This is a genomic window from Pseudomonas sp. MWU347, assembly GCF_017947305.1.
Taxonomy (GTDB): domain Bacteria; phylum Pseudomonadota; class Gammaproteobacteria; order Pseudomonadales; family Pseudomonadaceae; genus Aquipseudomonas; species Aquipseudomonas putida_A.
Window position 1 is genome coordinate 231,378 of sequence record NZ_JAFGZB010000011.1, and the last position, 18,745, is coordinate 250,122.

Below are 18,745 nucleotides of genomic sequence, written 5' to 3' on the forward strand. Positions count from 1 at the left end.
AAAACCGCACGAAACCCCGCAGGAATGGGGCTGAACGGCATTTTGTGACAGGAAAAATAAGCGCGGCTCGTGCACCCTCGGAATTTGACTTCAAAGGCAGAAACACAGATTGATATCCGAGTGCAACCGTGCGTAGCGTTTCGGGTGATGTTGAGGGCGGTTTAGGCTAGAATGCACGGCCTCAAAGCACACCCCTTCCCGAGGCTGTCCCGAAGATGTTGATCCTGCGCGGCGCTCCTGCCCTTTCTGCCTTTCGCCACAGCAAACTCCTTGAGCAACTGAGCCAGAAGGTTCCAGCTGTCAGTGGCCTGTATGCTGAATTCGCTCACTTCGCCGAAGTCACCGGCGTCCTGACCGGCGACGAACAGCAGGTGCTTGCGCGCCTTCTGAAGTACGGCCCAAGCGTTCCGGTACAAGAGCCGACCGGCCGTCTGTTTCTGGTGTTGCCGCGTTTCGGCACCATCTCGCCATGGTCGAGCAAGGCCAGCGACATCGCTCGCAACTGCGGCCTGAGCAAGATCCAGCGCCTGGAGCGCGGCATCGCGTTCTACGTGGCCGGCCAGTTCAGCGACGCCGAAGTCCAGCAAATCGCCGACGTGCTGCATGACCGCATGACCCAGATCGTTCTGGGCAATCTGGAACAGGCCGCCGGTCTGTTCAGCCACGCCGAGCCGAAGCCGCTGACCGCGATCGACATCCTTGGTGGCGGTCGCGCCGCGCTGGAAAAAGCCAACACCGAGCTGGGCCTGGCCCTGGCCGAAGACGAGATCGACTACCTGGTCAACGCCTTCAACGGTCTCAAGCGCAACCCGCACGACATCGAACTGATGATGTTCGCCCAGGCCAACTCCGAGCACTGCCGCCACAAGATCTTCAACGCCAGTTGGGATATTGATGGCGAGAGCCAGGAAAAAAGCCTGTTCGGCATGATCAAGAACACCTATCAGATGCACAACGAAGGCGTGCTGTCCGCTTATAAGGACAACGCTTCGGTGATCGTCGGCAACGTCGCCGGCCGCTTCTTCCCGGATCCGGAAACCCGCCAGTACGGCGCGGTGCAGGAGCCGGTGCACATTCTGATGAAGGTCGAGACCCACAACCACCCGACCGCGATTGCCCCGTTCCCGGGCGCGTCCACTGGTTCCGGTGGCGAGATCCGCGACGAAGGTGCAACCGGTCGTGGCGCCAAACCGAAGGCTGGTCTGACCGGTTTCACCGTATCCAACCTGCAGATCCCGGGCTTCGAACAGCCGTGGGAAGTGCCGTACGGCAAGCCTGAGCGCATCGTTACTGCGCTGGACATCATGATCGAAGGCCCGCTGGGCGGCGCCGCATTCAACAACGAATTCGGTCGTCCGGCCCTGACCGGCTACTTCCGTACCTTCGAACAGTCGATCACTACTCCGCACGGTGACGAAGTTCGTGGTTACCACAAGCCGATCATGCTCGCGGGTGGCATGGGCAATATCCGTGAAGAACACGTCAAGAAAGGCGAAATCGTCGTTGGCTCCAAGCTGATCGTGCTCGGCGGCCCGGCGATGCTGATCGGTCTGGGCGGCGGCGCCGCGTCCTCGATGGCCACCGGCACCAGCTCGGCGGATCTCGACTTCGCTTCCGTACAGCGTGAAAACCCTGAGATGGAGCGTCGCTGCCAGGAAGTCATCGACCGTTGCTGGCAACTGGGCGACAAGAACCCGATCAGCTTCATCCACGACGTGGGTGCGGGCGGTCTGTCCAACGCCTTCCCGGAACTGGTCAACGACGGCGACCGTGGTGGCCGTTTCGAACTGCGCAACATTCCAAACGACGAGCCGGGCATGGCCCCGCACGAAATCTGGTCCAACGAATCCCAGGAGCGTTACGTTCTGGCGGTCGGCCCGGCCGACTTCGAGCGCTTCAAGGCGATCTGCGAACGTGAGCGCTGCCCGTTCGCCGTGGTCGGCGAAGCCACTGCCGAGCCGCAACTGACCGTGACCGACAGCCACTTCGGCAACAACCCGGTGGACATGCCACTGGAAGTGTTGCTGGGCAAGGCCCCGCGCATGCACCGTTCGGTGGTTCGCGAAGCCGAGCTGGGCGATGACTTCGATCCGTCGAACCTCGACATCAGCGAATCCATCGAGCGCGTCCTGCATCACCCGGCCGTGGCGAGCAAAAGCTTCCTGATCACCATCGGCGACCGCACCATCACCGGCCTCGTGGCCCGTGACCAGATGGTTGGCCCATGGCAGGTTCCGGTGGCCGACGTCGCAGTTACCGCCACCAGCTTCGACGTCTACACCGGTGAAGCGATGGCGATGGGCGAGCGGACTCCGCTGGCGTTGCTGGACGCTCCGGCGTCGGGCCGCATGGCCATCGGCGAAACCCTGACCAACATTGCCGCTTCGCGCATCAACAAGATCTCCGACATCAAACTGTCGGCGAACTGGATGTCCGCTGCCGGCCACCCGGGCGAAGACGCGCGTCTGTACGACACCGTGAAAGCGGTGGGCATGGAACTGTGCCCTGAACTGGGCATCACCATTCCGGTCGGCAAGGACTCGATGTCCATGGCCACCCGCTGGAACGACAACGGCGAAGAAAAAACCGTGACCTCGCCGATGTCACTGATCGTGACCGGTTTCGCCCCAGTGGCTGACATCCGTCAGACCCTGACCCCGGAACTGCGCATGGACAAGGGCACCACCGACCTGATCCTGATCGACCTCGGTCGCGGTCAGAACCGTATGGGTGCCTCGATCCTTGCCCAGGTTCACGGCAAGCTCGGCAAACACGCGCCGGACGTTGATGACGCCGAAGACCTGAAGGCCTTCTTCGCGGTGATCCAGGGCCTCAACGCCGACGGTCACCTGCTGGCTTACCACGACCGTTCCGACGGTGGTCTGCTGACCTCCGTGGTGGAAATGGCGTTCGCCGGCCACTGCGGTCTGAGCCTGAACCTGGACAGCGTTGCCGAAAACTCGGCCGAAATCGCTGCGATCCTGTTCAACGAAGAACTGGGTGCAGTGATCCAGGTTCGTCAGGACGCCACCCCGGACATCCTCGCGCAGTTCAGCGCGGCCGGTCTGGGTGACTGCGTGTCGGTGATCGGTCAGCCGATCAACAATGGCCAGATCAACATCACCTTCAACGGTGACACCGTGTTCGAAGGCCAGCGTCGTCTGCTGCAACGTCAGTGGGCCGAGACCAGCTACCAGATCCAGCGTCTGCGCGACAACGCCGACTGCGCCGAGCAAGAGTTCGACGCGCTGCTGGAAGAAGACAACCCGGGCCTGAGCGTCAAGCTGAGCTACGACGTCAACCAGGACATCGCCGCGCCTTACATCAAGAAGGGTATCCGCCCACAGGTTGCCGTGCTGCGTGAGCAGGGCGTCAACGGTCAGGTGGAAATGGCGGCAGCGTTCGACCGCGCCGGTTTCAACGCGATCGACGTGCACATGAGCGACATTCTCGCTGGCCGCGTCGACCTGAACGAGTTCAAAGGTCTGGTGGCCTGCGGTGGCTTCTCCTACGGCGACGTACTCGGCGCCGGTGAAGGCTGGGCCAAGTCGGCGCTGTTCAACAGCCGTGCCCGCGATGCGTTCCAGGGCTTCTTCGAACGTAACGACAGCTTCACCCTCGGCGTGTGCAACGGTTGCCAGATGATGTCCAACCTGCACGAGCTGATCCCGGGTAGCGAGTTCTGGCCGCACTTCGTGCGCAACCGCTCCGAGCAGTTCGAAGCGCGCGTGGCGATGGTGCAGATCCAGGAGTCGAACTCGATCTTCCTGCAGGGCATGGCCGGTTCGCGTATGCCGATCGCCATCGCTCACGGTGAAGGCCATGCCGAGTTCTCCAGCGAAGAAGCGCTGCTGGAAGCCGATCTGTCCGGTTGCGTGGCGATGCGTTTCGTCGACAACCATGGCAAGGTCACCGAAGCCTACCCGGCCAACCCGAACGGCTCGCCGCGCGGGATTACCGGTCTCACCAGCCGCGACGGTCGTGTGACGATCATGATGCCGCACCCGGAGCGGGTGTTCCGCGCGGTGCAGAACTCGTGGCGTTCGGAGGACTGGACCGAGGATGCTCCTTGGATGCGCATGTTCCGTAACGCGCGCGTCTGGGTGAACTGAGGCCTGTGTACAAGCTCGGGTTTTTTGTTCCTGACAGTCATGTCGAGGTGGTCAAGGACGCTGTATTCGCTGCCGGTGGTGGGCGGATCGGGGACTATGACCACTGTGCTTGGCAGGTGCTTGGGTCTGGTCAGTTTCGGCCTTTGGACGGCAGTCAGCCGTTCATTGGTGAGGCGGGGCAGGTTGAGCGGGTCGAGGAATGGAAGGTTGAGCTTGTCGTTTGTGACGAGTTGATTCGTGATGTGGTGGCGGCTTTGAAGTTGAGTCACCCTTACGAGACGCCGGCTTATGAGGTGTGGCGGCTGGAGGATTTCTGATCTTTTTGCCGCTGGAACGGGAAACCCGCAGATGAGTGATTGTCTGCGGGTTTTTTGTTGGCTGCGATTTGCTTTTCTGTAGGAGTGAGCCTGCTCGCGATGGCGCCCTGACAGGCGACCATGCTCTGTCTGATTGAGTGAATATCCGTTTCTGCGGGTGCTGCGGCTGGCGGTTTCGCTCTTACAGCGAGTCACTTTTGACAAACGCCTCAAAAGTAACCAAAAAGTCTTGCTCCTGCGTTCGGCCCGCTCGCTGAGGCTCGGGGTCCCTTCGCTCCGGGATTGATCCGGGCGCAGCGCCTCCGGTTTGCTTCGCTGCACCTCCTCTCGCTGTGTTTGGCTTCGCCAAACGGTCGCTGCGCTCCCACCCCCGGATCAATCCCTCCACTCAGCCTTCCGACGTCGCCCGTGGATCAAGATCAAGAGCTGCAGCCGAGCTTGCGCTCATCCTGGAGTGGGGCGGCTTCGCCGCATGGGGTGTGCGCTTGCTAAATTGTAGGAGCCAGCCTGCTGGCGATGGCGGCCTGATAGCCGACCAATTTCTATCTGAATAAACCGGGTTGAAATTGTGGGAGCGGGCTTGCTCGCGAAGGCGTCCTGCCAGCTCACTGATCCATTGCAGATGTACTCAACCCCTGTGGGAGCCTGGCTTGCCAGCGATGGCGGCCTGACAGCCAACCAATCTCTACCTGAATACACCGGGTTGAAATTGTGGGAGCGGGCTTGCTCGCGAAGGCGTCCTGATAGCTCACTGATCCATTGCAGATGTACTCAACCCCTGTGGGAGCCTGGCCTGCCAGCGATGGCGGCCTGACAGCCGACCAATCTCTACCTGAATACACCGGGTTGAAATTGTGGGAGCCAGCCTGCTGGCGATGGGGTCAGTCTGGTCACCAAGGGCATTGGTCCTGTTTAAATCTGTGTCAAATAACCAGAACCTTCCCACAAGGTTTTCAGGTTGTCCCTCGGACGCCCGGTCTCTAGGCTTTGCTTGTCGCTGCCAATTCAGCGACCGGGAGGTGAGATACCCGATTTGGATCCCCAGACAAGTGCCCCCATAATTGCGGTCAGCTTTCGCTGTCAGCAATTCCTTATGGCGGCTATGTACGGGCGGACTTCGGTCCGGCCGGATTTGGGGTCCTTACCGGTAATCTCACTCCGTACATGGCTGCCACCTCTTCTCCGAGTGAGATCGGGAGCAAGTGGCTGCAACACTTAAAAGGACTTGTTCGATGGACAAACTGATCCCCGACCCACCCCACGAAGCTACAACGCCACCCGTCGACGCCATCCGGGTCGAAGACCTAGCCAAAGACCGTGAAGCCATCAAGCGCGCTGTCGATTTCTACTTCACCCCGCAACCCGCCAAACCCCGACAACCCAGCACGATGTTCCTCGTCCACCCCAACGTCGACACCGAAACCCTGCTAGCCCACGCCTACGAATCGTTGGCCTCTGCCAGTGCCATGGCGAGCAACTTCGCCAACGAACTCAGCGGCCTGCAACGCAGCACCGCTCTGGCGATCCAGCAAATCATCATGCTCGCCGAACTCGCGGTAAACCGGGCGCTGGATCGGGTCGATCCACAAACCTGATAACGCGACATCGTTGATCGCCAGCAGGCGGGCTCCCACAACGTCGTGCAGGATTTTGAGAACACTGCTCAACCTGTGGGAGCGAGCCTGCTCGCGAAGCTCTTCTAATTAACTGGCAAGACTATCTGGAGAAGGGAGATGACGAAGGTGAATGACGCGCACGTCCTCTCATCCGCGTTGGATACTCTCGTCAGGAGCCCGCTCAATCAGGCCGATGACGTCGCGCTGGTGAACGCTGCGAAAGAAGTGTGGTACTCGAATTCTAGTGTTGAAAGCGAGGTTAAGGCGTTTCTGAAAAATCACAGTGACGATATAGAACGCCGTCGCGCGGCTTACCTGTTGGAGCGGTTTACGCGCTTCTCTTGTGTGTCTGATAGTCGCGTGCTGGAAACGCTGCATGCGTTGCAGCTTTTCGCGCACTCGACGCCAAAGCAGGATGTTGCACCTCCAAAGATGGTTTCGTTACGCAATCGCAAGGATCAATTAGCCGTCTCTTGGGGGTTAGCAGAAAGCCTTGGATTGAAGGTTCAAACGCTGATGCCATTCCAGACTCGCCATTACCAGGCAGAACAGCATTTACCCTGAGCTGAACGTGTCAGCGATAAAAAAACCGGCCTGAGCCGGTTTTTTTGTGTTGATTAAACCTTGACGCTGACCTCACTCCGATTAACCAACGCCTCAATCGCCCCACTCAAACTCGCCGCTTTCTCGCCAATCAACAAATGCCAGACCCCACCCTCCAGCGGGCTGACACCTTGGCAACCCAGCTCTTTCAACTGAGCCTCGGACAACGCTTTACCATCGACCAGTTGCAGGCGAATGCGGGTCAGGGCGATGCAGTCCAGCTGCAGCACATTCTCGCTACCGCCCAACGCCGTCAGCCATTGTTGGGCTTCCGGTGCAGCGACCATTGCAGCTTTCGGTTCCTCGACCACCACCGCAGGCGCAGCCACCAACGCATGCCCCAGCGTCGGCATGGCGAGGCGGATCTCGTCGGCGATGCTGTCGGCCAATGGCCCGACCACCACCTGCAAGCTGCCGCCCTTGCCCGGGCGTACCACGGCCATCGCACCCAGAGCCTTCAAGTCAGCGTCGGAAGCCTTGTTGCGATCGACCATTTCCAGGCGCAGACGAGTCGTGCAGGCGCCAACGGTGAGCAGGTTCTCGGCACCGCCCAAGGCCTTGATGTACGCAGCGGCACGTTCGTTTTCCGTAAGCACCGACTTCTCGGTGGCGGCCACGTCCTCACGCCCCGGCGTTTTCAAATTGAAGCGGCGGATACAGAAATCAAACACTGCGTAATACACCACGGCGTACGCCAGCCCGACCGGGATCACCAGCCAGCCATTGGTCGAGCGCCCCCAACCCAGCACCATGTCGATGAAGCCGCCGGAGAAGGTGAAACCGAGGTGGATGTTCAGCGCATTGGTGATCGCCATCGACAGGCCGGTCAGCAACGCATGCAGCAGATACAGCAGCGGGGCGAGGAACATGAAGGCGAATTCGATGGGCTCGGTTACCCCGGTCAAAAACGAGGTCAGCGCCATCGACAGGAAGATCCCGCCCATGACCTTACGGCGCTCCGGCAGCGCGTTGCGGTACATCGCCAGGCACGCAGCAGGCAGGCCGAAGATCATCATCGGGAACATGCCGGTCATGAACTGGCCGCCCTTTGGATCGCCAGCGAAGTAGCGTGACAGGTCGCCGGTGACCAGTGCGCCGGTGGTCGGGTCGGTGAAGTTGCCGAACACGAACCACGCCATGTTGTTGAGGATGTGGTGCAGGCCAGTGACGATCAGCAGGCGGTTGAACACGCCGAAGACGAAGGCGCCGAAGCTGCCGCTTTCCATCATCAAGGTGCCGAAGCTGTTGATGCCGTGCTGGATCGGCGGCCAGATGTAGCCGAACACCACGCCCAGCGCGACGGCGGCGAAACCGGTGACGATCGGCACGAAGCGCCGGCCGCCGAAGAATGCCAGGTACTCCGGCAGCTTGATGTCCTTGAAGCGGTTGTACAGCGCGCCGGCCATCAGGCCGCTGACAATCCCGGCGAGCATGCCCATGTTGATGCTCGGGTCGAGCACCTTGAGCGTGGAGATCATCACCAGGTAACCGATCACCCCGGCCAGGCCTGCGGTGCCGTTGTTGTCCTTGGCAAACCCGACAGCGATGCCGATGGCGAAGATCATTGCCAGGTTGGCGAAGATCACTTGCCCGGCATCGTGGATGATCGCGATGTTCAGCAGGTCGGTGTCACCCAGACGCAGCAGCAGGCCGGCAATCGGCAGGATCGCGATTGGCAGCATCAGCGCACGGCCGAGGCGTTGCAGGCCTTCGATGAAGAGTTGGTACATGGTGGTTCTCCCTGCTCTTTATAGAGAGCTTGTTGTTAGTGCAGAGGCCAATGCTGGTGGCAGGCGTGACGTACCGCAGCGGCGCTGTTGAGTTTCAACAGGTCGCGGCTGAGGCGTTGGCATTCGGCCTCGTGCAACTGGCGCACGCGATCCTTGATTTCACCGATCTGCACCGGGCTCACCGATAGTTCGGTCACACCGAGGCCGATCAGCACCGGCGTCGCCAGTGGGTCGGAGGCGAGGGCGCCGCACACGCCGACCCAGCGCTTGTGCACCGCCGCACCTGCGCAGGTCATGGCGATCAGCCGCAGCAGCGCCGGGTGCAGGGCATCGACGCGAGCGGCGAGGCCGGCGTGGTCGCGGTCCATGGCCAAGGTGTATTGCGACAGATCGTTGGTGCCGATCGACAGGAAATCGGCGTGCTCGGCCAGTTGTTCGGCTTGCAGCGCGGCGGCGGGGACTTCGATCATCACGCCGATTTCCGGGCGCTGATTGATGCCCAACTCCAAGCACAGCGCATCGACCCGTTGGCGGATGTGCAGCAGTTCGTCGACTTCGGTGACCATCGGCAACAGGATCCGGCAACGGCGCAGCGGGCTGACTTGCAGCAGTGCGCGCAGTTGCTGATCGAGGATTTCCGGACGGGCCTGGGCCAGACGAATGCCACGCAGACCCAAGACCGGGTTGGCTTCGGCGGGCAGCGGCAGGTAGTCGAGTTGCTTGTCGCCGCCGACGTCGATGGTGCGGATGATCACCGAGTGCTCGCCCATGGCATCGAGCACGGCTTGATAGGCGGCACGCTGCTCTTCGATGTCCGGCGCGGTCTGCCGGTCGACGAACAGAAACTCGGTGCGCAGCAGGCCGACGCCATCGGCACCATTGGCAAAAGCGTCTGCCGCTTCATGGCTGGAGGCGACATTGGCGACCACCTCGATCGCCACGCCATTGCGGGTTTCGGCGGGCAGATGCGCCTTGGCTTGTTGCGCATCGCGGCGTTGCTGACGCTCGATTTGCGCCTGTTGCACTTCGGCCAGGCGTTCGGCGTTCGGCGTCAGTTCGAGGCGGCCGCCATCGGCATCCAGCACCACCGATTGATCCTGTGCTTGATCGAGTAAAGCGGCGCCCAGTGCAACCAGGCACGGCAGACCTTTGCCGCGCGCCAGGATCGCCACGTGCGAGGTCGCGCCACCCTCGGCCATGCACAACCCGGCGACCCCCTGCGCGCTGAGTTGCAGCAGATCCGACGGCGTCAGTTCATGCGCAGCGACGATGGCGCCGGCCGGCACGTCGTAATGCCAGGCTTCGCCGAGCAGGGCGCGCAGCACCCGTTGCTTGAGGTCGCGCAGGTCGTTGGCGCGTTCGGCCAGCAGCGCACTGCCGGTGTGTTGCAGCACTTCGCACTGCACGTCGATCGACTGGCTCCAGGCGTGGGTCGCCGCTGTGCCTTGGTCGATGGAATGCTGCGCGGCGTCGAGCAGGGCCGGGTCTTCGAGCAGTGCCAGATGCGCGGCGAAGATCGCTTCTTCGTCGGTGCTCTTGTGCTTTTTCGCTTGGGCGAGGGTGGCGTTGATTTCGCCGCGAACCTGATTCAGCGCGGCTTCAAGTTTCTGCAGTTGCTCAAGCGGAGCATGATTGCCCGCATCTGCCGGCAGGCTGATCGCGTTCAGGCGAAACAGCGGCCCGCCGACCAGTCCCGGCGCGGCGCACACACCCTGCAGCACGCCAGCTTCGGCCGGGCGCTTGCGCGGTGCGGCGCTGACCGGTGCAGCGGCGTGATGATCGTCGGGCAGGGCAGTCGCCAACGCATTGAGCAGGGCTTGCAGCGCGGCTTCGGCGTCCGGCCCCTGACAGCTGACGTGCACTTCATCCTGCTCGCCGATGGCCAGTCCCATCAAGCCGATCAGGCTGTTGCACGGCGCCGATTTGCCGGCGAAGTGCAGCTGCGACTGGCTCTTGAAACCTTGTGCGGTCTGGCGAATCAGCGCGGCGGGGCGCGCATGCAAGCCGCCGCGATGCGCCACCAGCACCTGACCCTGAACCTCTGGCCCGCCAACCGCTTCGGCAGTCGCCGCAGAGCTGCTGCGGGCAATAATGTGCAGCAACGGCTCGCCGACCTTCACCGCTTTGAGTGTGATCGGGCGCACCTGGAAGTCCTGGCTGTTGGTCAGGATCAACAGGCTGACCAGGCTTTTGCACTGCTGGCCGACCTTGTCCAGGTCGTAGCGCAACAATGGTTGGCCCTTGCTGACCCGCGTACCTTCCTTGACCAGCATCGAGAAGCCTTCGCCGTTCAGTTCAACGGTGTCGAGGCCCAGGTGCAGGAGGATTTCCGCACCGTTGTCGGCACGCACGGTCAGTGCGTGGCCGGTGCGGGCGACGTGGATGATCTCCCCGGCGCAGGGCGAATACAGGGTGTCGTTCAGCGGGTCGATGGCGATGCCGTCACCCATCGCGCCGCTGGCGAACACCGCGTCCGGGACTTTGGCGAGCGTGAGCACCGGGCCGCTGAGCGGGGCGCTGAGGGTCAGCTCTTTATTGTTGTTGTGCATGGCTCGGTCTCATCAGGTGCGCAGTCATTCGGACTTAGTGCGTACGGGTCACTTTGCTCAGGTGGCGCGGCTGGTCCGGGTCCATGCCTCGGGCCACGGCCAGGTTGGCGGCCATCACGTAGAAGCTCTGGATCGCCAGAATCGGATCGAGGGCCGGGTGTTCGGCGCGGCTCAGGGTCAGGTCGCGTTCGAGGATGTCGTCCGGCGCCGCCAGCAGCACACGGGCGCCGCGTTGACGCATCTCTGCCGCAAGGCTGATCAGACCGGCCTGTTCGGCACCGCGCGGGGCGAACACCAGCAACGGGTAATGCTCGTCGATCAGCGCCATCGGGCCGTGACGGACTTCGGCGCTGCTGAAGGCTTCGGCCTGGATCGCCGAGGTTTCCTTGAATTTCAGCGCGGCTTCCTGAGCGATGGCAAAACCGGCGCCACGGCCAATGACCATCAGGCGTTCACAGTCGCGCAAGGCGTCGATCGCGGTGCTCCAGTCCTGCTGCGCCGCGTCGCGCAGGCCTTCGGGCAGGGCGTTGTGCGCTTCCAGCAGTTCGCTGTCTTCTTTCCAGTGCGCGATCAGGCGGGCGCTGGCGCTGAGGGTGGCGATAAAACTCTTGGTCGCGGCGACGCTGCTTTCGGTGCCGGCGAGCAGCGGCAGGCTGAATTCACATGCCGCTTCCAGTGGCGAATCGGCGGCATTGACCATCGATACGCTCAGTGCGCCGCGCTTGCGTAGCAGACGCAGACTGTTGACCAGATCCGGGCTCTGACCTGATTGGGAGAACGCGAACGCCACCTGACCGCTGACCTTCAGCGGCGCCTGCTGCATGGTCACCACCGACATCGGCAACGACGCCACCGGTACGCCCAGTTGCTGCATGGTCAGGTAGGCGAAGTAGCTCGCCGCGTGGTCGGAGCTGCCGCGCGCAACGGTCATCGCCACTTGTGGCGGCTGACGGCGCAGGCGCCCGGCGATCTCGATCATCTGCGGGTCGAGCTGTTGCAGTTGGGCTTGCACGGCCTCGAACGAGGACAGCGCCTCTTCAAGCATTTTTGAAGTCAATGTCTTCTCCTTCGACCATGACGGCGGTCAGTGTGAGTGAGCGATCCAGCCGCACGCAGTCGGCCCAGGCCCCCGGTTGCAGGCGCCCGCGTTCAGTGATGCCGAGGTAGTCGGCGGGAAATTGCGAAAGACGTTGCGAGGCTTCGGCGATCGGCAAACCGATCTTCACCAGATTGCGCAGGGCCTGATCCATGGTCAGGGTGCTGCCGGCCAGCGTGCCGTCGGGCAGGCGCACGCCGCCCAGGCATTTGGTCACGGTGTGGCTGCCGAGCTTGTATTCACCGTCGGGCATGCCGGCGGCGGCAGTCGAATCGGTGACGCAATACAGGCATGGGATCGATCGCAGGGCCACGCGGATCGCGCCGGGGTGCACGTGCAGCAGATCCGGGATCAGCTCGGCGAATTTGGCGTGAGCCAACGCGGCACCGACGATGCCCGGCTCGCGGTGATGCAGCGGGCTCATGGCGTTGTACAAGTGAGTAAAACTGGTCGCGCCAGCCTCCAAAGCGGCGACGCCTTCCTCGTAACTGCCGAGGGTGTGGCCGATCTGCATGCGGATGCCGCGGCTGCTGAGTTCGCGGATCAACCCGTCGTGGCCGGCGATTTCCGGGGCGATGGTGATTACCCGGATCGGCGCCAGCGCGAGGTATTCCTCGAGCTCGGCCATCAACGCGGTGTGGGCGAAATTCGGTTGCGCGCCTAGTTTGCCGGGGTTGATGTACGGGCCTTCCAGATGCACACCAAGGACGCGGGCGGCACCTTGCGGACGCTGTTCGCAGAACTCGCCGACCTCTTTCAGCACGCTGGAGATCTCAGCACTCGGCGCGGTCATGGTGGTGGCCAGCAGCGAAGTGGTGCCGAAGCGCACGTGGGTGCGGGTGATGGTCTCGAAGGCGCTGGCACCTTCCATGATGTCTTTGCCGCCACCGCCGTGGACGTGCAGGTCGATGAAACCCGGCAGCAGGTAGGGCAGATCATTGTCGGCCGGATCGCAGGGCACGCCTTCGATCGACACGACTTTGCCGTGTTCGTGGATCAGCCGGCCGCGAACCCAGCCGCTGGCGGTGAGGATGTTGTCTTCGGACATTTTGCTTCTCTCGTTTGGCCTGGCTGCTGATCAGCGGCGAAGCTCTGCAACAAAGTCGTAGTAGTCGTTGCGGCAATAGGTGTCGGTGACTTCGATCGGCGTGTTGTCTTCGAGGTAGCCGACCCGGGTCATCAGCAGCATGGCGGTGCCGGGGGCGATGCCGACCAGCGCGGCGAACTCGTCCGAGGCGTTGATCGCCTGGATGTGCTGCAGGGCGCGGACGATCGGTTTGCCGATGCCGTCGAGGTATTCGTAGAGTGAATCGCCGACCAGGTGCGGCTTGGGCATGATCGAGGCGGGCAGGGTGCTCATCTCGATGGCCATCACCGTGTCGTCAGCCTTGCGCAGGCGTTTCATGCGCGCGACCTTGTCGTTCGGCGACAGGCTCAGGCGGATCAGTTCTTCGTGAGTCGGCAGGGTGATTTCGCGTTCCAGCCACTGCGAGCTGGGGACAAAGCCCTTGAGGCGGAGCATTTCGCTGAAGCCCGAGAGGCGTGACAGCGGTTGTTCCAGACGGGGTGTGATGAACGTGCCGGAACCTTGCAGGCGGCGGATCAGACCTTGATCGAGCAGCACTTCCAGCGCTTTGCGTGCGGTGACCCGGGAGATACCCAGTTGCTCGCTGAGGTTGCGTTCGGACGGCATCGCCTGCTCGGCCTTCCACTGCCCGGAATGGATCGCCGATTCCAGATTGCGCGCCAGCTGCAGGTACAGCGGCGTCGGCTGGGAGTCATCTGGGCGTAGGGCCTGGAGGTCGTTCATGTAGGTCATTTCCGACGCGAGTATAGGATTGTTGTGGCTCGCTTATGGGGCGGAAATTAATACCACTTGAATACCATGTCAACGCAGGGAATTGGCGTGTAGCCCAATGAAATGGCGGGTTTCGGGGGTTGTGGTTTGAAGTGGTATTAGGGGTTGGCTGTAAAAAGCAAAAGATCGCAGCCTGCGGCAGCTCCTACAGTGGGAAGTGGTATCAACCCTGTAGGAGCTGCCGCAGGCTGCGATCTTTTGATTTATTTTTTTCAGGTGACCAGTGGTCGCTGGTTAAGGACGGATCTCGATCATCGTGCCGTCCGGCACCAGACCCCAGACTTCACGCATGTCCATGTTGCGCATGGCGATGCAGCCGTCGGTCCAGTCCAGGGTGTGGAACAGGTCTTCGGGGGTTTCTTCCGAATCCGGGGTGCCGTGGATCATGATCATCCCGCCAGGCTCGACGCCTTCGCGGCGGGCGCGGGCCGAATCGCTGATGTTCGGGTAGGAGATGTGCATCGCCAGGTTGAATTTTTCACTGACCTTGCGCCAGTCGATCCAGTAGAAACCTTCGGGCGTGCGTTTGTCGCCTTCAATCAGTTTCGGTCCTTTTTTCGCGCCCTTGCCCAGGGAAATGCGATAGGTCTTGATCGGCTTGCCGTCGGCGATCAATTGCAGTTGATGAGCCGATTTGAGCACCAGGATTTTTTCGATCATCGGGGTATTCGATGGCGTCACGGTGGTCACGAATGACGCTTGGGATACGGTGACGAACGACAGGCAAAACAGGGCAAGCAACCAGCGCATTGAAACGATTCCCCAGGGAGTGACGCAGATATTTTATTTATAGAAGCTTTTAGGTGATGGCAGGCTGCGTCAACGGCGGAATCGATTCGGAGCGAACCGGGTAGCTTTCGGCGCGGCGATCAGCGAAGAAGCATTCTAAGGTACGCCCCACCGTGCGAAAAGCCAGCTCGTCCCACGGGATGTCGGCTTCGTCGAATAGTTGTACTTCGAGGCTTTCGGGCCCGGCAGCAAAGTCCAGATCGGCCAGTTCGGCACGGAAAAATACGTGCACCTGACTGATGTGTGGCACGTCGATCAACGTATAGATGCTCAGATTGCGTACCCGGGCGCAGGCTTCTTCGGCGGTTTCGCGGATCGCGGCTTGCTCGATGGTTTCGCCGTTTTCCATGAAACCGGCGGGCAGCGTCCAGTAACCGAGTCGTGGCTCGATGGCGCGGCGGCAGAGCAACACTTGGCTGCCCCAGGTCGCGACGCAACCGGCGACGATATTGGGGTTTTGATAGTGAATGGTCTGACAGCTGTCACAGACAAATCGCAGCCGCGAATCGCCTTCGGGAATGCGCTGGGTCACCGGGTTGCCGCACTGGCTGCAAAATTTCATGCTGGGGTTCCTGAATGCTGCGCCTATCTTGGCGTGCAGCGGTGCCGGTCGGCAAGTTGTCGTTTCGCGACATGGCCCGGTCAGGGGCTTGGGCGGCTGCCATGATTGGTGCATGATGCAGAGTAAGGCACAGATCGAGAACACTCATGCTGGACGAGCTACTGCATAGGGTAAGCAACCACACACCGCGCACGCTGGAGACCGATAAACGTTTCCCCGAGGCCGCTGTTCTGGTGCCGATCACCCGCAGTGACGAGCCCGAGCTGGTGCTGACCCTGCGCGCCAGCGGCCTCTCGACCCATGGCGGCGAAGTGGCCTTCCCCGGCGGACGCCGTGACCCGGAAGACCCCGATCTGATCTTCACCGCTCTGCGCGAAGCCGAGGAAGAAATCGGCCTGCCACCGGGGCTGGTCGAAGTGATCGGCCCGCTCAGCCCGCTGATCTCCCTGCATGGCATCAAAGTTACGCCGTATGTCGGGGTGATCCCGGACTTCGTCGAATACCAGGCCAACGATGCCGAGATCGCAGCGGTATTCAATGTGCCGCTGGAGTTCTTCCGCAAAGACCCGCGCGAACACACGCACCGTATCGATTACCAGGGCCGCAGTTGGTATGTGCCGAGTTATCGCTACGGCGAATTCAAAATCTGGGGTTTGACCGCTATCATGATCGTCGAACTGATCAATCTGCTCTATGACGAACAGATCAGCCTGCATCATCCGCCCAAAAGCTATATCAACACCTGAAGCCATCGCTCGAATGGCCCGTCATCGTGAGCCCTGAGGAAAACAAGATGAAATACCGCCTGGGCGACGCCCGCGTCGAAACCCATCCACAGAGCTGGGTCGCGCCCAATGCCGTGCTGGTGGGCAAGGTCAGACTGGAAGAGGGCGCCAACGTCTGGTTCAACGCCGTATTGCGCGGCGACAACGAACTGATCCTGATCGGCAAGAACAGCAACGTCCAGGACGGCACGGTGATGCACACCGACATGGGCTATCCGCTGACCATCGGCACCGGCGTGACCATCGGTCACAACGCCATGCTGCATGGTTGCACCGTCGGCGATTACAGCCTGATTGGGATCAACGCGGTGATCCTCAACGGCGCGAAAATCGGCAAGAACTGCATCATCGGCGCCAATTCGCTGATCGGCGAAGGCAAGGAAATTCCCGATGGCTCGCTGGTGATGGGCTCGCCGGGCAAGGTCGTGCGTGAACTCACCGAGCCGCAGAAAAAAATGCTCGAAGCCAGCGCCGCGCACTATGTGCACAACTCGCAGCGCTATGCGCGTGACCTGGTAGAGCAGGAAGAATGAACACGCCTGAAAGACCCGTTGCCTCGCCGTGCGTGAATATCTGCGCACTGGATGAGGACGATATTTGCACCGGCTGCCAGCGCACGGTCGCGGAGATCACACGCTGGGGACGCATGACCAATGACGAGCGGCGGGTGGTGCTGGGGTTGTGTCATGAGCGTGCGAAGGCGAGTGGGTTGGTGTGGATGGTTCCCGGAAAATCAGGCGCCTGACAGGCCGCCTTCGCGAGCAAGCCCGCTCCCACATTGGATTTGTGTTCACCTTCGATCAACTGTGGGAGCGGGCTTGCTCGCGAAGAGGCCAGAACAGCCGCTACTTCTTATTGGCCCAACTCAAAGCCTGAAGTAACCTGTGCGCCAATTTGACAGGTCGCCCCCATGATTTTCCTCATCGCCTACATCAGCAGCGTCGTGCTGATCAACTTCGCTTTCTCCACCGCGCCACACCTGGACATCATCTGGTCGGCCTGGGGCGGGTTGGTGTTCGTGTTGCGCGACATGGTGCAAACCCGCTTCGGCCACGGTGCGCTCGTGGCGATGCTGGCGGCGCTGGTGTTGTCCTACGTCACTTCCGATCCATCCATCGCGTTGGCCAGCGCCACGGCGTTCGCGGTGTCGGAAATCATCGATTGGCTGGTGTTCAGCGTCACCAAACGGCCGTTGCGCGACCGCCTGTGGATCAGCTCGGCGCTGAGCATTCCCCTCGATACCTTCATCTTTTTCGGCATGATCGACCTGATGACGCCACCGGTGATCATCACCGCACTGGTCTCGAAGTTTGCCGGCGTCACTGCCGTCTGGCTGATCATGGCCTGGCGCGAGCGCAAACAGGCTGTCGCCAGCTGAGCCAAACCCTGCGGTTCATGTAAAATGCCGCGCTTTCTCCCCATGGAAAGCGCGTCTGGCGTTGCTTTCCTCGATGATCCGCTTCTTTGAGGACCTGAGATGACCCGTATCGGAACTCCATTGTCGCCGACCGCGACCCGCGTATTGCTGTGTGGCTGTGGTGAGTTGGGCAAGGAAGTGGTGATCGAGCTGCAACGCCTGGGCGTTGAAGTGATTGCCGTCGACCGTTACGCCAACGCGCCGGCCATGCAGGTGGCGCACCGCAGCCACGTGATCAACATGCTCGACGGCGCCGCGCTGCGTGCAGTCATCGAAGCCGAGAAACCGCACTTCATCGTGCCGGAAATCGAAGCCATCGCCACCGCCACGCTGGTCGAGTTGGAAGCCGAAGGCTTCACCGTGATCCCGACCGCCCGCGCCGCGCAACTGACCATGAACCGCGAAGGCATCCGCCGTCTGGCCGCTGAAGAGCTGGACCTGCCAACCTCGCCGTACCACTTTGCCGACACCTTCGAGGACTACAGCAAAGCCGTTCAGGATCTGGGCTTCCCGTGCGTGGTCAAGCCAGTCATGAGCTCGTCGGGTAAAGGCCAGAGCCTGCTGCGCAGCGCCGAGGATGTGCAGAAGGCCTGGGATTACGCGCAAGAGGGCGGTCGCGCCGGCAAAGGTCGGGTGATCATCGAAGGCTTCATCGATTTCGACTACGAAATCACCCTGCTGACCGTGCGCCACATCGGCGGCACCACGTTCTGCGCACCGGTCGGTCACCGTCAGGAGAAGGGCGACTATCAGGAATCCTGGCAGCCGCAGGCCATGAGCCCGATTGCTCTGGCTGAGTCCGAGCGCGTGGCCAAAGCCGTGACCGAGGCCTTGGGTGGTCGCGGGCTGTTCGGCGTCGAACTGTTCATCAAGGGCGATCAGGTGTGGTTCAGCGAAGTTTCGCCGCGCCCGCATGACACCGGTCTGGTGACCCTGATTTCTCAGGATCTGTCGCAGTTCGCCCTGCACGCGCGCGCCATTCTCGGTCTGCCGGTGCCGCTGATCCGTCAGTTCGGCCCTTCGGCTTCGGCAGTGATTCTGGTGGAAGGGCAGTCGACCCAGACCGCGTTCGCCAACCTGGGCGCAGCGCTGAGCGAGCCGGATACGGCGTTGCGTCTGTTCGGCAAGCCTGAAGTCAATGGTCAGCGCCGGATGGGCGTGGCGTTGGCGCGGGATGAGTCGATTGAGGCAGCGCGTGCCAAGGCGACCCGGGCTGCTCAGGCTGTTGTTGTAGAGCTGTAAACCGAGGCGCGGCATTCGCGAGCAAGCCCGCTCCCACATTGGATCTGTGGCGTACACAAAACCAATTGT

At 61.7% G+C, this 18,745-nt stretch carries 16 protein-coding genes; 9 read left to right on the forward strand and 7 right to left on the reverse strand.

The features are described from left to right. Positions 1–215 precede the first annotated feature (215 nt). From purL to KCG87_RS23135, 4 genes are all read left to right on the forward strand, one after another. Complete coding sequence (gene purL / locus KCG87_RS23120) at positions 216–4,112, forward strand: phosphoribosylformylglycinamidine synthase (protein WP_210558945.1); 3,897 nt, start codon at positions 216–218, stop codon at positions 4,110–4,112. Positions 4,113–4,117: 5 nt separating this feature from the next. Further along, positions 4,118–4,429 (forward strand): YqfO family protein, encoded by a 312-nt coding sequence (locus KCG87_RS23125; RefSeq protein ID WP_098967364.1) that lies wholly within the window; start codon positions 4,118–4,120, stop codon positions 4,427–4,429. Positions 4,430–5,661: 1,232 nt separating this feature from the next. After that, positions 5,662–6,024: a DUF6124 family protein gene (locus KCG87_RS23130; RefSeq protein ID WP_210558946.1), complete on the forward strand. Its 363-nt coding sequence runs from the start codon at positions 5,662–5,664 to the stop codon at positions 6,022–6,024. 138 nt (positions 6,025–6,162) lie between these two features. Then, a complete protein-coding gene (locus KCG87_RS23135; RefSeq protein WP_007967820.1) occupies positions 6,163–6,609 on the forward strand; it encodes a hypothetical protein in 447 nt (148 codons plus the stop codon). A gap of 53 nt (positions 6,610–6,662) precedes the next feature. Here KCG87_RS23135 and nagE read toward each other — a convergent pair whose 3' ends face one another. The 7 genes from nagE to KCG87_RS23170 form a co-directional block, all read right to left on the reverse strand. Next, entirely contained in the window at positions 6,663–8,378 is a 1,716-nt protein-coding gene (gene nagE, locus KCG87_RS23140; protein WP_210558947.1) for an N-acetylglucosamine-specific PTS transporter subunit IIBC, read from the reverse strand. Between the two features lie 35 nt (positions 8,379–8,413). Then, a complete protein-coding gene (ptsP, locus tag KCG87_RS23145; protein ID WP_210558948.1) occupies positions 8,414–10,927 on the reverse strand; it encodes a phosphoenolpyruvate--protein phosphotransferase in 2,514 nt (837 codons plus the stop codon). A gap of 34 nt (positions 10,928–10,961) precedes the next feature. Further along, positions 10,962–11,972: an SIS domain-containing protein gene (locus tag KCG87_RS23150; RefSeq protein WP_210558956.1), complete on the reverse strand. Its 1,011-nt coding sequence runs from the start codon at positions 11,970–11,972 to the stop codon at positions 10,962–10,964. Continuing rightward, positions 11,965–13,071, reverse strand: coding sequence for an N-acetylglucosamine-6-phosphate deacetylase (gene nagA, locus KCG87_RS23155; RefSeq protein WP_210558949.1), 1,107 nt, complete (start codon positions 13,069–13,071; stop codon positions 11,965–11,967). Before nagA ends, KCG87_RS23150 begins: the two co-directional genes overlap by 8 nt. 30 nt (positions 13,072–13,101) lie before the next feature. Continuing rightward, positions 13,102–13,842: a GntR family transcriptional regulator gene (locus tag KCG87_RS23160; protein ID WP_161794889.1), complete on the reverse strand. Its 741-nt coding sequence runs from the start codon at positions 13,840–13,842 to the stop codon at positions 13,102–13,104. A 273-nt stretch (positions 13,843–14,115) separates the two neighbouring features. Next, the gene (locus tag KCG87_RS23165; RefSeq protein WP_027610965.1) at positions 14,116–14,631 is read right to left on the reverse strand and encodes a L,D-transpeptidase family protein; all 516 of its coding nucleotides are present in this window, start codon (positions 14,629–14,631) and stop codon (positions 14,116–14,118) included. Between the two features lie 49 nt (positions 14,632–14,680). After that, a complete protein-coding gene (locus tag KCG87_RS23170; RefSeq protein WP_210558950.1) occupies positions 14,681–15,232 on the reverse strand; it encodes an NUDIX hydrolase in 552 nt (183 codons plus the stop codon). A gap of 146 nt (positions 15,233–15,378) precedes the next feature. Here KCG87_RS23170 and KCG87_RS23175 point away from each other — a divergent pair, with 146 nt between their 5' ends. The 5 genes from KCG87_RS23175 to purT all read left to right on the forward strand — a co-directional run bounded on the left by KCG87_RS23175 (position 15,379) and on the right by purT (position 18,676). Next, positions 15,379–15,978, forward strand: coding sequence for a CoA pyrophosphatase (locus tag KCG87_RS23175; protein ID WP_007967803.1), 600 nt, complete (start codon positions 15,379–15,381; stop codon positions 15,976–15,978). A gap of 47 nt (positions 15,979–16,025) precedes the next feature. Next, positions 16,026–16,550, forward strand: coding sequence for a gamma carbonic anhydrase family protein (locus KCG87_RS23180; protein ID WP_042606912.1), 525 nt, complete (start codon positions 16,026–16,028; stop codon positions 16,548–16,550). After that, the gene (locus KCG87_RS23185; protein WP_098967375.1) at positions 16,547–16,762 is read left to right on the forward strand and encodes a DUF1289 domain-containing protein; all 216 of its coding nucleotides are present in this window, start codon (positions 16,547–16,549) and stop codon (positions 16,760–16,762) included. The genes KCG87_RS23180 and KCG87_RS23185 overlap by 4 nt, the downstream gene beginning before the upstream one ends. Positions 16,763–16,927: 165 nt before the next feature. Beyond that, on the forward strand, positions 16,928–17,395 hold the full coding sequence (locus KCG87_RS23190; protein WP_007967799.1) for a VUT family protein: 468 nt from the start codon (positions 16,928–16,930) through the stop codon (positions 17,393–17,395). Positions 17,396–17,494: 99 nt separating this feature from the next. After that, on the forward strand, positions 17,495–18,676 hold the full coding sequence (gene purT / locus KCG87_RS23195) for a formate-dependent phosphoribosylglycinamide formyltransferase (protein WP_115986555.1): 1,182 nt from the start codon (positions 17,495–17,497) through the stop codon (positions 18,674–18,676). The last annotated feature ends 69 nt before the right edge of the window (positions 18,677–18,745 follow it).